This is a genomic window from Waterburya agarophytonicola KI4 (assembly GCF_020640915.1).
GTDB classification, from domain to species: domain Bacteria; phylum Cyanobacteriota; class Cyanobacteriia; order Cyanobacteriales; family Xenococcaceae; genus Waterburya; species Waterburya agarophytonicola.
Genome location: NZ_JADWDC010000014.1, coordinates 55,788 through 69,765, shown reverse-complemented (window position 1 = coordinate 69,765; position 13,978 = coordinate 55,788). Strand labels below are relative to the sequence as shown.

11 protein-coding genes are annotated in these 13,978 nt (G+C 39.2%); 4 read left to right on the top strand and 7 right to left on the bottom strand.

What is annotated here, in order from left to right:
• The first annotated feature begins 31 nt into the window (after positions 1 to 31).
• Positions 32 to 742: a 2-C-methyl-D-erythritol 4-phosphate cytidylyltransferase gene (ispD, locus tag I4641_RS08140; protein ID WP_229639988.1), complete on the top strand. Its 711-nt coding sequence runs from the start codon at positions 32 to 34 to the stop codon at positions 740 to 742.
• A 177-nt stretch (positions 743 to 919) separates the two neighbouring features.
• Here the strand turns inward: ispD and I4641_RS08135 are convergent, their stop codons facing one another.
• The 3 genes from I4641_RS08135 to I4641_RS08125 form a co-directional block, all read right to left on the bottom strand.
• Positions 920 to 1,675 (bottom strand): DUF3153 domain-containing protein, encoded by a 756-nt coding sequence (locus tag I4641_RS08135; protein WP_229639987.1) that lies wholly within the window; start codon positions 1,673 to 1,675, stop codon positions 920 to 922.
• Between the two features lie 50 nt (positions 1,676 to 1,725).
• Entirely contained in the window at positions 1,726 to 3,030 is a 1,305-nt protein-coding gene (locus I4641_RS08130; RefSeq protein ID WP_229639986.1) for a TldD/PmbA family protein, read from the bottom strand.
• Positions 3,031 to 3,111: 81 nt separating this feature from the next.
• On the bottom strand, positions 3,112 to 5,382 hold the full coding sequence (locus I4641_RS08125) for a ribonuclease R family protein (RefSeq protein WP_229639985.1): 2,271 nt from the start codon (positions 5,380 to 5,382) through the stop codon (positions 3,112 to 3,114).
• 560 nt (positions 5,383 to 5,942) lie between these two features.
• Here I4641_RS08125 and I4641_RS08120 point away from each other — a divergent pair.
• Positions 5,943 to 6,767: a slr1353 family protein gene (locus I4641_RS08120; RefSeq protein ID WP_229639984.1), complete on the top strand. Its 825-nt coding sequence runs from the start codon at positions 5,943 to 5,945 to the stop codon at positions 6,765 to 6,767.
• 146 nt (positions 6,768 to 6,913) lie between these two features.
• A complete protein-coding gene (locus tag I4641_RS08115) occupies positions 6,914 to 7,225 on the top strand; it encodes a DUF6679 family protein (protein ID WP_229639983.1) in 312 nt (103 codons plus the stop codon).
• A 10-nt stretch (positions 7,226 to 7,235) separates the two neighbouring features.
• Here the strand turns inward: I4641_RS08115 and I4641_RS08110 are convergent, their stop codons facing one another.
• From I4641_RS08110 to I4641_RS08105, 3 genes are all read right to left on the bottom strand, one after another.
• Positions 7,236 to 8,885, bottom strand: a complete 1,650-nt coding sequence (locus I4641_RS08110; protein ID WP_229639982.1) for an MBL fold metallo-hydrolase — start codon at positions 8,883 to 8,885, stop codon at positions 7,236 to 7,238.
• Positions 8,886 to 9,041: 156 nt separating this feature from the next.
• Positions 9,042 to 9,164: a DUF8629 family protein gene (locus I4641_RS23800; RefSeq protein WP_263858180.1), complete on the bottom strand. Its 123-nt coding sequence runs from the start codon at positions 9,162 to 9,164 to the stop codon at positions 9,042 to 9,044.
• A 136-nt stretch (positions 9,165 to 9,300) separates the two neighbouring features.
• Positions 9,301 to 11,223, bottom strand: a complete 1,923-nt coding sequence (locus I4641_RS08105) for a cation:proton antiporter (protein WP_229639981.1) — start codon at positions 11,221 to 11,223, stop codon at positions 9,301 to 9,303.
• 449 nt (positions 11,224 to 11,672) lie between these two features.
• Between I4641_RS08105 and I4641_RS08100 the strand changes: the two genes are divergently transcribed.
• Positions 11,673 to 13,340, top strand: a complete 1,668-nt coding sequence (locus I4641_RS08100; protein WP_229639980.1) for an ArnT family glycosyltransferase — start codon at positions 11,673 to 11,675, stop codon at positions 13,338 to 13,340.
• Positions 13,341 to 13,577: 237 nt separating this feature from the next.
• Here the strand turns inward: I4641_RS08100 and I4641_RS08095 are convergent, their stop codons facing one another.
• Positions 13,578 to 13,964, bottom strand: coding sequence for an AbrB family transcriptional regulator (locus I4641_RS08095; RefSeq protein ID WP_229639979.1), 387 nt, complete (start codon positions 13,962 to 13,964; stop codon positions 13,578 to 13,580).
• Positions 13,965 to 13,978: the final 14 nt, after the last annotated feature.

Sequence of the window (13,978 nt, the reverse complement as noted above, 5' to 3'; positions counted from 1 at the left end):
AAAGAGATTTATTTTAAGGAAAACATCTTAAATGTACTTACTCATCCCTGCTGCTGGTATGGGTCGTCGGATGGGCAGCGAGTTCGCTGCGCGAAGGCTACGCCAACGCAATAAACTTTTATTAAAATTACTAGAAAAGCCTCTACTAGCATGGACTTTACTGGCTGCGGAACAGTCTCAAACCATTCGGTGGATTGGCATTATGGGTCAACCGATGGATTTTCCTGATTTTAAAGATATCCTGAACCAGTCAAATTTGACCAAACCAGTGGAGTTGATTGCTGGAGGAGATACGCGCCAAGAATCAGTTTACAATGGCTTACAGGCTCTGCCAGATGCTGCTGAGAGGGTATTGATTCATGATGGGGCAAGATGCTTGGTAACTCCTAAGTTATTTGATCGCTGTAGTAATGCTCTCAATGATTGTCAGAGTTTTATTGCTGCCGTGCCAGTGAAAGATACGATTAAGGTAGTGGACAGTCGCCGAATTATTACAGATACTCCAGAACGGAGCAACTTATGGGCTGCTCAAACTCCTCAAGGTTTTGATGTTGCACTGTTAAAAAAATGTCATGCTCAGGGAAAAAATTTGGGGTGGCAAGTTACGGATGATGCAGCATTATTGGAAAAATGCGATATTCCCGTGAAAATTGTTGAAGGGGAAGAAACTAATTTGAAAGTTACGACTCCTGTAGATTTGGCGATCGCCGAATTTATTTTACGTCAAAGAATTAATTCTTGATTATTGAACGCTAAATGACTTTAATCTCGATATTAAAAACTAGTAAAAGATTTATTCGAATCTAGTTTTATGTTTTATTGATTGTTTTTTTCAATTTTACTGGATCGCGATCGCCTTGTTGTTATTGTCGCTGGTTATCCAGAAGAAATGTCTCCCTTTTATCTAAAGAAAATATGATTAAGCTATTCCAGGGAAATGACGGTATTTTAATAAAAACCCCAATAACATCAACAGAACAATTATTGCTGCACCAATACCTACGGGGCTAGGCAGCCAAAACACCGCTTTAATATGGTTTATTTCTCCTGGGTTAAGTTGCCATACCAAACCTTTTTTGAGGGTACTATCGATAGGCTGGAGATAGTCTAGATCGGATATGCTATAGGCAATCCAAGGAGTATCCAACTGAAATTCCAAATCTGCTAAAGAATCAGTTGCGATCGCAATTTTATCTTGTTTGGTTAATATATCTAATGCTCTTAAGTCGATCGCTAGATCGATGGTATTCCTTTCAACAAAGATTAAATTATTTTGCTTTAAAGATACCTGGGAATTAAGCTGAATTAGGTCGGCTTTACCTTGGGGAATTGTCGCATTAGGGACAATACTGGTTTGAAAAAGCTGATTAAACTTCTGTGCCAACTCTGCACCATTACCAAAAGGAATAGTTAATAACAATTCTTCAGAATTTAGCTTATTAATACTACCTTTTAACTGTCGCGATCGCTTTTCAATGCTGTTTAACCATTTTCTGCTGTCTCCTGGGGCGAGACTGGTTAATTTATCGCTAACTTTAATATGCTGAGTAATTTCCCCTTGATAGGGAGTAGTAAACTTAACCCCCACATCATAATCAACGCAGCCAGTTAGCAAGGTTGCTAAACACAAAACAACGGGCAACAAAAATCTCACAACACGGCTTTTTTTAATCACTTTTCCCTTTCCCCTAAGTAAAGTAGCTAATCATCATTGGTGCAAGTAATTTATCCTCTGGCTGCAACTCCTAACTTAGCAAATAGGATATGAGGAACATAGGAACTACCTCCGACCCATTCAGCGCGATCGCTCAGATCGATTAAATTGCTGAAAGCTTCAAAAATATTGCCTGCAACCATTGTATCTTTGACCCTACCGATAATCTGTCCTCCCTCGACTTTATAACCCAAATCTATATTGACGGAAAACTCTCCTGCCAAGATATTAGATTGTCCCGCGCCTAAAACCTGATCGACAATAATCCCTTCTTCCATTCCTGCAATGAGATCGTCTACAGTCGTCGAACCAGGAGTCAGACAAACATTAGCTAAACTGGGGCTAGGAAGGGATATACCGCCCCGAAAACCATTTCCACTAGATTCAATCCCGTAACGGGCTGCCCAACGTCTATCCCAGTAAAATTGCTCGATAACGCCTTGGTTGACCAGATATTTTTTACTAGTGGGTACGCCTTCATCGTCAAAATCACAGGCTGATACTCCTATAGTCGGATCTTCGTAGACATTAATGCGATCGTCAAACATTTTTTCCCCTAATTTATCGGTCAAAGGAGAAGCTTTTTGTACCAAAGACTGACCAGAGAAAATCGTGCCAAACATTCTGCCCATAGTACTGCTAACGGCACTAGGGGTAAATAATACAGGGTAAGTACCACTTTTAATTTTCGCGCTACCTTCGGCACGTTGATATTTTTTAATTAACTTATTTAAAATTGCTTCATAGTCAGGTTGGCGATCGCGACTTACTTCATAACTGTATGCTTGTAAAAAGTCTTCTCCCCGTACCAAATTACCCGATAAAACCGCACTGAGACTTTGACCGTTTTGTTCGGTATAAACATCGGTGGTAGTAGCTAATTCTGCTCTACCAGAACGACTGTGAAAGCTAATGTCTACCAGAATATCGGGATTATATTGGTGGACTTTTGCGATTAAGTCTTCCCCTACTTCGACCAATTTTGCAGTTTTAGGGAATTGAAACTCTTTTTTATCTTCAATCCCATTAAAATCCCGAGCAAAATCAAATTCTACTGGATCGCCAATTTCTGCTGTTGCGATCGCAGCATCGACTAAATCCGATAAGCGAGTTAAATCCGTCGAACTAGCAAATCCTAGTTTATTATCAGCAATGACTCTCAAAGCAATTCCTTCAGAAGCCTTAGTCTCCAGAGATTTCAAACGGTTATTAGCAAACTCAATTGGCGTATCTTGACTGGAGACGTAATAAACTTCAGCCTCAACACCTTTTTTCTTAGCAAGATCAATAACTTGTTCGATTACTTTATCTTTCATTTTTGAATTAAATTTTTTAGTTTGATTTTTAAAGAGTAAAGGGAAGTATCAAAGCAATATCAATACTTCCTACTTTTTTCCTTATTCCTCTTCTCCCCAACTACGATTACTCCCATCATCAGCATCACTACCACCACCGACAGTAACGAGGTCAATCTGTTGACGATAGTAATCAACGCTTTTAACTTCTACTTCAACGCGATCGCCCAAACGATAGGCTGTACGGTTTTTTCTACCTTTTAAGCAGCTATCGCGAGAACGATATTCATACCAATCATCTTTAAGAGAGCTTACGTGGACTAGACCTTCTACGAGCAAGTCTTCAATCTCGACAAAGAAACCATAGGATTGAACCCCTGTAATTAAACCCTCAAAGATTTTGCCAGTGCGTTCTTTCATTTGCTCTGCTTTTTTCAAGCCAGCCAGATCTTTTTCCGCATCTTCGGCTTGTTTTTCGCGATCATTCAAAAAGGGTAACATCGTCTGAATATCAGTTTCGATTTCTTCTTGAATCTTAGGAGGCAATACTTTCCAGTTAATTTGTCCGTGACAACTACTGCTGAAAAGATCTACTCCTTCTTTAGTTCTACTATGACGACGATCTTTTCCGTGTTCGAATACTGCTTTTAAGATACGTTGAACGACCAAATCAATGTATCTCTGACCAGGAGAAATACAGTGAGTATAACCATCTTCATAAGCCAAACCAAAGTGCTTGTTGGGTTCGGTCAAAAACTTAACTGGTTTGAACGTGCTTTGCAGCAAATAATTCAATACCATTACCGCAGAGGAAGTAGAAAACTGCTCGGTTAATCTTTGATAGTCTTGAGAAGTAACTCCTTCTTCTGGATTAATATCCAATTCCAAACCCAGATTACTGCCTAATTTGAGCAAATCTTCTAAATCTTCTACATCTGGCTCTGATTGAGTACAGTATATCCCTGGTAACTCCAAAGCTTTCAAATGTTCTGCTACTACTTTACCCGCCAAAATAGTCAATTCGGTCAACATTGAATGCACGGGTAAACTATCGAGACTGAGAATTGTACCCACTCTTCCTTCGTCTTTATAAAGGCTGTTTATTTCGGGAGTACTAATTTCCAAACCACCCCTCTGTAAACGTTGTGCCTTAATCAAAGGACTGAGGGTAAAAAATAAATCTTGGAGTACGGGAGCTACTTCAGCCAACTTTCTCCCTGGTTTTTTCTCCTCGCTAATCAAAACTTGAGTTTCTTGATAAGTCAGTTGATGGTCGACAGAAATTACTGTTGGGGCAATTGTATATTCAAGAATGCTACCTTGAGGTTCGATAGTTATGACTACAGATATAGCAAGGCGGTTTTTACCTGGAATAAACGAACAAAGTTTGCTGACTTTTTCGGGAAACAAAGGTAAAACTTGTTTGCGTAGATTGACTGCCGTACCTCTTTTTCTGGCAATGCGGTCTAAAATACTATCTGTTTCTATATAGTGAGCTACATCAGTAATGTGTATGGTTAATTGCCAATTATCTGCTGCGGTTTTTTCCAGAGAAAAAGCATTTTCTACCCAAGGAGTATGGTTAAGATTGGCTTCGGACTCAATACTAAAAGTCAGCTTATCTCTTAAATCTTGACGATTTTTAAGCTCTGCTGCGGGAATACGGGCGGTGGGTAATTTAGTCGTAGCTTTAATGGCTTTTTCAGGAAAGTCTTGGGGTAGGTCGTGTTTGCAAGAAACAATATCTACATCCGCAGCTTCTTCGGCATCACTACCTAAAACTTTAGTTACTTTGCCCAAGGGAGGGTGCTGCCCCAAGGGATAGCGTAGAACCGATACATGAACTAGATGTTCTAAGGCTGCTTCTAAATCTTGACCATTTTCTTTGAGGTTGAGTTCAAATAAAAGACGGTCGTCTAAGGGGATAGCGCGATATTTCTCTTCTTTATTGGTGACGGTTGCCAGTAAAGAAGGATTAGATCTTTCTAAGATTAACTTCACTTCGCCTTCAGGAGAGCGACGACGACTGCCTTCTTTAATGATTTTTACGAAAACGCGATCGCCATTCCAAGCATTGCTGAGATGACTTTCTCGAACGTAAATATCATCGGCGTTTTCTTCGTCTTGAATGGCGAAGCAAAATCCTTTACTAGAACATCTTAGTTTGGCTTCCACCACATCTTCTTCGTAAACACGGCGATACTTACCTCTTTCCTTGACTAAAACGCCAATTTTCTCTAGAGCATCTAAAGTAATTTGTAATTTATTGATGCTCTCTTCTTCTTCACAGCCGAGCTTTTTTTCGAGATTTTTGCCTGCGACTAATTTATCATCGACGAACTGAGCTAATAATGTAGCGATTGAAAATTCCATCTAAAAATTATCCTTATCCAATTTTAATTTAGTAATAGACGACAGAAGCGAAGATGACTATAGTAACTCGTAAGATCTATATTGCACGTTAGGATGTTTTACGACGGAAACTACCTGTTTAGCGATTTTGGTGTCCCCTCAATCGGAATTAAGAGCTGCACTGCACAACAGAGGTAAAATAACGATATGAAGATTGCCAAGCTTCTGCTCTGCATTTATGTTGATGTTATTACGGTTGCGAGGTTGATGCAGCATTCCGACTAACTGTCATCTTACTTTCGTTTTATGACAGTGTAACTTTGAGGGTGGGGGACTCTACAAGCTTGAGAAAAACAATAGAATCTACTGACTATATGTTTTAAAATTTTGTAGCCTAGTTATCTCCTCTCGTGCCGATCGATAAATTGATGGTGAATTTAACTTTCACAAAACTACGAGTTAATTTATAACCAATTCAGATCTATTGTAAATTCTCAATGCTTATTGGCAAATTTCTTTTTTACTAAAAGAAATAAACAGTAGCTTCATATTAGTATTTAAACTAAAAAATAAATTAAATTATGATGATGTTAGGTAAATTTCGTCAACTATATCCCCAAGGAAGTCTAGTTAGCGAACTAATCGATATTGACCGAGGAATTTATATCGTTCGAGTCTCAATCGTAGTAAAAAATGTTACTTTGGCTACTGGTTTAGCTGGAACAGACCGAGTAGAAACAGCCGAAGATAAAGCCAGAGAAAGAGCGATCGCAACGTTGATTTTAGACAGTCATGGGACAACGAGTCAAACTGATTTGACTTCCACGACCAAGGTTACTCCCAGTTTTGCTGCATCCAGAAATTCACCCCCTGTTCCTGCTATAGGAGAACCTTTTGAAATCCCTAGTCATAGCTATGGTAAGAATAACGATCTTGTAGAAGACCGCAACAATGCCTTCGAAACAGAACTTATCATTCATTCTGATGATTTTTCAGGGGAAGTCGAATCTACCTCTTCTACAAACGAACCTGTACCATCTCCATCAATTCCAGAGTCAGAAGTCTCTCAGGAAAAAACAATGCGATCACCCCAAGAATCTAGAGGAGGTAACTTATTTGAGGGAACTGCTAATACAGAAACTAGATCGAGCAACGTTGCGACGGAAACTTATGCTCCCAATCCTAATTTAACCACCACGACTGAAAGTGTAAAAATAGTAAATTCTGCTAAATTTCACCAAATAAAGCAAAAAACCGATATTGAAATCAAAAGATTGGGTTGGACTAAAGAATATGGACAAGATTTTCTTAAAAGTCACTATGGAAAGCTCAGTCGCCTTTACTTGACGGACGAACAATTGTTAGAATTTTTGCAATATTTAGAAAGTCAACCCAGTCCCAATTAAGAGCGATCAATGATGCCGAAAAATTATCGAGTAATTTGCTAGGATTCGGTTATCAGAAAAGAAAAATTGACTCTTGTGTCATAGTGCCAAAATGGCAATAATAGATACTGTAAAGTTTTAGGAGTTACTTGCAACAGGAGAAACCCATGCTACACCGCAAGATTTATCAACTCTGTCAAGATGGTCGCGAAGTTTGTATTTACTTGCGGGATCAACAACGTTGGATTGAAGGAGGTTGTATTGTTGATTTCGAGGGGGATATTGTCACTATCCGCTATGAAACAGAAGAAGATGATGAAGTTAGTTCCTGGGAAGAAATGGTACGCTTGGAAAGTATTGGTGCTGTTACCCAAAAACTAGCATCAGTATCTAAAACTAATAGCGAAATTATAGTTTCTGAAGACTGTCCAGAAGCAGAACAAATTCAGCCTCAATCTCCCGAACACGATCGGGATTAAAAGTTTAGTTTTAACTTTTTTCTTCCATAGCTTCAAAAACAGGACAATAACCTTCAGGAATTACTTTAAATCCACATAAAGGAGAAGCCCGATTCCAACAACGTCGATCTCTGTAATATTGACAGCGATTGCAGCAGTCTAGGTCTGATGATATTCTTGCTTGACTATTGACATTTAATAATTCTCGTTGAGATACACCCCTGACTACTAATTCGTCTCCTTGCCAATGAGCTTGAATAATTCCCGTATCGGCAATATTTTGCCAACGAGGATCGCTGCTAATGTCATATGGTAAGTTTATAGCGATCGCCGAACCGATTTCGTTGAGTTCTCCTTCGTAATAAACGGGTTGAGGAGCTTGGGGTTGAACAAAGCGATCGCCGATAGGCAATTCTACAAGTATTCCCCCCACAGGAGAATGTATTTGATAGCGGTTTCTCAGCTCTTCTAAGCTGGCTAACTCTAAAAGGTAACTTAAAGAACCGTGAACAAAAATAACGTGCTGTGGTCGCAAATTATGAATCAACTGAGTAGTGTTGCGTCCATCGCTATGTTCTGCCAGCAAATACGTCTCAATTGTTACATAAGACAGATTCTGGATTAAATCTAATCTTGGCGAATCTGGATGCAAATACTCTTGAGGATGTTCTGCCAGCAAAACCAAACATTCAGTTTCCCCAGTTAAATATTGCCAGAGATCGCTTTGATAATCTACTAAAAATACTCCCTGATTTTGGTTTCCTAGGGATCTCTCTCCATTGTTAAGCCGCCGCATACGAGGACAAATTCGTTCGTCCCAAAACAAAGGTTGATGTTTGGCAAAATTCTGTACGGGCAAAGGAAACTGAGGCAAAAGCTCTAAATACAGATCGCAAGTAACTGCAACCGATTCATCTACCCATATATCTAAATCTCGCCCTGTAAACTGATGATGAGAACGCAACAGCTTGAGTATTTCTTGTCCCAAACCAATAGGAGGTACGGGAAGTAAAACATTCTTTCCTTGAGATAAAGCGCGATCGATTCGCTCCATCAATTGTTTTTCTTGCAGGCGACGATGGGGATGGCGCACCGTACCGTAACTGCCCTCTAAAATCAGCACATCGGGGGATATTCCTCGGAGATTTTCAATCGACATGCCTTCTACTAGCTGAAAGTTGGAAACAGAAAAATCTCCTGTATACATTACCTTATAGCTACGCTCGGTCGTTCTATAGGTAATAATAATTGCTGCTGCTCCTGGTAAATGTCCCGCAGGTACTATTTCTATCTGCAAATCGGGAGCAATATCAATTGGCGATCGCCAAGGTAAAGTTTGACACCAATCTAGATTTTCCAAACTAGGGTCATCAACCCAGTAAAATGGCAGCAACTTTGATGTCACTTCACTAACATAAATTGGTAACTCAGGAAAATTACGATGTAATTGCCATAAACTGCGACAATGATCTTCGTGGGCGTGAGAACAAACAACAATATCTGCTGGCGACTTGTTTCTTTCTGACAAATCTCCTAGATCGGCTAGACCGCAATCGAGCAGAATTCGATATTTACCAATATGCAGTAGCAAACATACACCTTCATCTTCATGACCCGCTGCGTATACAAAACAGGACAAAGGCAGGGAAATAGATCCAGTTTGTCCCTGTCTTGTTTTCATATAGTCCCCCCCGATCTCCCAGCTTCAAACAAACTTTCAACACTAATCACTAATATTTAGTGCTTCAATCAAGATCTTAAATTACGGAGGTGACAAAATTCTCTTCAATCTAAAGAGAAGTTAAGTTTAGTTATCTATCTTTAAATAACTATTGTTTTAATGTGCCGAACCATTGCCATCGTATTTATCGGTGTCATAGTAGCCACCTTTTGTGCCAAAAAACAGACAAGCAACAGTAAAAACTCCTGTCAAAATCAACAAAATCAACTTAACGTCCATAGTTCTCAATATTTTATTTACTAAAATTTCTATTAATATGATAGTGCGATCTATCTCAATCAGATTCTGCAAACAATCTATTAATCGTGATCGATGTATCTAAATACAACTAATTTGTGACTATATGACCTGGCTTTTAATTAGATTTTTCTATGGCTTCAGTAGGATTTTTGATTACGGGAGAAGCCAAAGGAATTTCTTCTACTTCGGGAAGCTTTTCTAAAAGAAGACGAGAAGACTGATTTCCTCCCGATAAACGCTTCAATAGCTTTGGTCTGGGGTCGTGAACTAAATAATAAATTTCGTCGCCAATTTGCCATTCTTCTTTGGCTACTGCTACCTGAAGACTATCATTACGCTTGACTAATAAAGGTAACATTTCTCCTGCACGAATTAATGCCTGTAGATGGGCTAGTTTAAAAGAAAATTCAGGTTCTTTCAATACCGTTAAGCCCAGCTTGATTTGACCATCATCAATATAGCTGTTCCAAGTTTTGATTTGTAGCTGAGGAATTAGTGCTTGATTTACTTTGGTTTTGTTGCTTTCAGCCGAACTATTCTGGGGAAATACCGCCAATACTCTAGGGGGTTGAAATTCTTCCACGGCTCTTTGTGCTAGAACTAAATTAACTTCGCCATTATTGGTCATAGCCAAAAATGTTCCCATTGATTCTATGCCCGCTTCGGCTAAAACTTCGGTATCGAGCGCGCTACTTTGGAATACACTTAAATTATCTGCTTCCGCTTTTTTACAGTTTTCAGGATCGGTGTCAATCATAACGACCGACTCTCCCAACTGCTGGAACAAACGCCCCATAAAGCGACCTAAAGCGTCACAACCAATAATCACCGCACCTTTGGCATCGCTAGAAGTAATCTGCAACCAACCTGCTACCCACCGTGCCGTTAATCCTTGGAAAAAGACTGTCATCAAAATAGTGAGGAAAACTAGTGCTTTGATCGCATCTCCCCCATTAATACCTTTTTCGGTGAGCAAAATAGCGAATAAAGAAGCTACAGAGGCAGAAACAATACCTTTGGGAGCAATCCAAGCCAAAAATATTTTTTGTCGCCAATTCATGCCACTATTCCAAGTACAAACAGCAATACTGATTGGTCTGACCACGACCATCAGTACAAAAACTGCTAGCACGCTACCCCAACCTAGTGCAAACACACTATCAATAGATAGATCCGCTGCTAAAAGAATAAACAAGACCGAAACACAAAGTACTGTTAGTTGACCTTTGAATCTTTTCAATAATCTTTCTTCAGGAATAGCAGAAGCTTTGAGAACAATTCCTGCAATCACGGTTGCCATTAGACCCGATTCGCTACGCAAGCTTTGAGAAAGACCAAATAGTCCCCATACCGCAGCTAAAACAACGAGATTTTTTAATTCTTCTGAAAGTTCGTTAGCTTTTTTGAGGAATAAACCTAATAACCATCCTCCCAATCCTCCTACTACTGCGCCAATTCCCAAACGCAGTACTAATCCGCTCATAATATCTATCGGTGCAGCGTTAGTGTTGAGAATCGTGTTGAGTACCACTACCGCTAAAATTGCTCCAACGGGGTCTATTAAGACACCTTCTCCTTCTAGGAGAGTTGCCACCTGACGATCTACTCTGACCTGCTTGAGTAAAGGCCCAATAACGGTCGGTCCTGTGACCACGACTAAAGAGGCATAGAGAAAAGCGATCGACCACGGAAATTCAGCCAACCAATGGGCAGCCATCCCTCCACCAACTAGAGTAATCAGCGTTCCTATTGTGACTAGGTTACGCAAGCTACCCGATACTTTACCCAGTTCGCGTAATTCTAGATTTAGTCCTCCTTCAAACAGAATAATGGCAACAGAAAGGGCAACTAAGACTTCTAACCCTATACCAAGATCGTGAGGATGAAGTATGTTTAACGAGTCTGCTCCCAATAAAATACCAAACACCAAGAGAAAGACAATGCTAGGGACTTGAAAATATTCAGCCACCACTTGTGCGCTAATACCTGCAAGAACGGCAATGACTATTTGTAGGGTAATTTCAAAAGATCCTTCCATAAGCTGTATAAAAGATGAGCATTACGAGCGCAGATTGGCAGTCAAACAAAGAAAGAAAATGGTTTTTTCAAATCTTTTGAGTTTGTTAATAGTTAACAATAGTTAACCTACTTTATTTTGCCTATTTGTGGCGAGTTATAAATTTTATTTTGAATCCAATAGACTAATAGTTTCGGGCATCAAACTATGCGATCGCTGTTTGCTTCGGTCATATTTTAACATCTGAGTCAGAAGTGAAATTACTCAATATTTTTTACTTAGTATTTTGATTATGGTTGTTTCTCTAGGAACAGAAAGAGATAGACTGATGAAGATAAATATATTTACAATCTAAGACAACAAATAAATACCAGCGACATTTTTTAAAACATCTTTCAAAATTTATATTTTCATTAACCACATAAATTGGAAACAAAGATAATTTGCACTAATTAGTATTGTCGTAACTTATGCCATCCCATCCTACATCTATCTGGAGACGTTCCCCCAACAAACTACGCCAAAGTGAAATTTGGCTTGAGTGTTTTTATTTTACTAGTCTATTTTTGGCAGCATTAATTTTGTTTTTAGTTAATTTGGGCAATTTGCCTTTGTTAGACTCTAATGAAGGGACCGTCGCGCAAGTAGCTAAAGAAATTTATCAAGGATCTGATGCCCTATCTAACTGGATTTTTCCGACTTTGTGGGGCGAGCCATATTTGGCTCAACCACCATTGGTACATGACTTGATTGCGATCGCTTATAAGCTGGGGGGAGTCAGTGAGTTTACCACCCGCTTGCCTGGGGCTTTATTAGCTGCTAGCTCTGTAATATTCGTTTATAATATCGGTCGCGAAATTTTTATCGCTCGTTTTCCTGCTTTGTGTTCGGCGTTAGTCTATTTGACTTGTCTCCCCGTAGTTCGCTTTGGTCGCTTGGCAATGTCTGATGGTCCGTTGCTTTGTTTTGAATTGCTGACTATTTGGGCGATTTTGCGATCGCGCCGAGATCTCAAGTGGTCTTTAGTTGCAGGAATAGGTTTGGGGTTGATCGGTTTGACTCAAGGAATCGTTAGTTTGCAGATTTTAGCGATTGTAGGAGGATTTTTATGGTGGGATACTCCTCGTCTGCTAACTTCTCCTTATTTTCTGAGAGGACTAATATTGGGAGTAACTCCTGGGTTAGGATGGTATATCTGTCAGTGGTTTCATTATTATGAATTTCAAAGTACGGAGAGTTTTATCAGTCTATTTTTAGGTCAATCTTCCTCTGGCTTGGAGTTAAATGCTATTGAGGGTCCAATATCTGCTGGGAATTTGGATGCCAATTTATCTCTTCAATATTTTCTGACTCAAAGCTTACAGTATATTGTACCGTGGTTCATGGTAGCGGGTGCTGGTTTAAAATTGGCAAGTCGCAACGTTCATTGGGGGTGGGGCAAACTGGTAGTAGTTTGGATCGGTTTTTATTTAACTCTGATTTTTTTGACTTTTAATTGGGATTATTATTGGTCTATTTTACTTATATACCCAGCTTTGGCATTAGTAGCGGGGATACAATTAGATTTGATTCGTAATTTGCCTAGTTATGCAGATTATCCTCGATTGTTGACTTATAGTTTTGCTTTAATGGCAGCATTGTCCGCTTTTGCAGGATTACACTGGGGCATTCGCAATTATATAGATTTTTATCTGCCCTTTGTCTGCGGTTCATTAGCGATTACTTTTGCTGCTACCGCCATTGTCCTTGCCCAACAAGAAAAGCAATTTATTCCGCTTTTATTTTGGGGTCTTTTTGTTTCAATTTTTTTATTGATGGTTTCTCCCCACTGGATTTGGGAGTTAAAAAGCGTCGAACCAGTTAAGCCAATTGCGGAGTTGATTCGTCAGCATACTCCAGAAAATCAGGTGATTTATACTTCTATGGTCCAGGAGCGGTCTAGTTTAGATTTTTATAGCGATCGCCAAGTCGTAGTGCAAAAAACTGATGATTTGAAAGACCGTTGGCAGCACGATCGCAATGTTTACTTACTCCTGGATTCTCAAGCTGTTAAAGATTTGCAGATTCCTTTAGAAAAAACGATTAAAGATTCTCAGTTTGATTCTCTCAACTGGATACTAGCTATCAAAAAATATTAATTTTGCCTCAGGTGTAATTGACTTAAGTAATTTTTAACTATAACTATCAATAATTCGTGTTAATCTGCCTAATCCACGAATCGTTTCACAAAGGCCGTTAAGGCCGTTAAATTATAAAAATTGAGGACGAACGGTCTACTAAACTATCTGTTCAACCGAACTCCTCTAATAAATCTTTGATTTTTTAATTAAGAAACTCGCTATTTTATTGGGTAAACTTCCCAAGCTGATGGTTATTTATTCTTCATCATCTACACCAATTTGGCGTAGATGAATATGCTTTCTACCCAAAGTGATTTCAAACTCATCACCCTGCTTCAGACCCATTTTTTTAGTATAAGCAGAACCAATTAGTAAATTACCATTAGATTGAACACTAATACGATAACTCGCAGAACGACCGCCTCTACCTTGACCGTTGGAGGTACTGTCTAATTCGATTCCTTCTGCATCAATTAGTGCATTAAGGAACTTCATCATATTAACTCTTTCTACACCATTTTTTGTAACTGTATAATAGCCACATTCTCTAGCTTTTTCCTCTTTAGAGAGATTGCCTAGCTCTTTGACTTTATCGATTAATATTGGACCTACTAAAGGTTGTGGTTGGGTTGCTTTTGCCATTAACTTGAAACAAC

Bases quoted from the DNA above. Each gene is read 5' to 3' on its own strand.
- ispD (WP_229639988.1), top strand. From the start codon at position 32: ATGTACTTACTCATCCCTGCTGCTGGTATGGGTCGTCGGATGGGCAGC.
- I4641_RS08130 (WP_229639986.1), bottom strand. From the start codon at position 3,030: ATGAAAGATAAAGTAATCGAACAAGTTATTGATCTTGCTAAGAAAAAA.
- I4641_RS08125 (WP_229639985.1), bottom strand. From the start codon at position 5,382: ATGGAATTTTCAATCGCTACATTATTAGCTCAGTTCGTCGATGATAAA.
- I4641_RS08120 (WP_229639984.1), top strand. From the start codon at position 5,943: ATGATGATGTTAGGTAAATTTCGTCAACTATATCCCCAAGGAAGTCTA.
- I4641_RS08115 (WP_229639983.1), top strand. From the start codon at position 6,914: ATGCTACACCGCAAGATTTATCAACTCTGTCAAGATGGTCGCGAAGTT.
- I4641_RS08110 (WP_229639982.1), bottom strand. From the start codon at position 8,885: ATGAAAACAAGACAGGGACAAACTGGATCTATTTCCCTGCCTTTGTCC.
- I4641_RS23800 (WP_263858180.1), bottom strand. From the start codon at position 9,164: ATGGACGTTAAGTTGATTTTGTTGATTTTGACAGGAGTTTTTACTGTT.
- I4641_RS08105 (WP_229639981.1), bottom strand. From the start codon at position 11,223: ATGGAAGGATCTTTTGAAATTACCCTACAAATAGTCATTGCCGTTCTT.
- I4641_RS08100 (WP_229639980.1), top strand. From the start codon at position 11,673: ATGCCATCCCATCCTACATCTATCTGGAGACGTTCCCCCAACAAACTA.
- I4641_RS08095 (WP_229639979.1), bottom strand. From the start codon at position 13,964: ATGGCAAAAGCAACCCAACCACAACCTTTAGTAGGTCCAATATTAATC.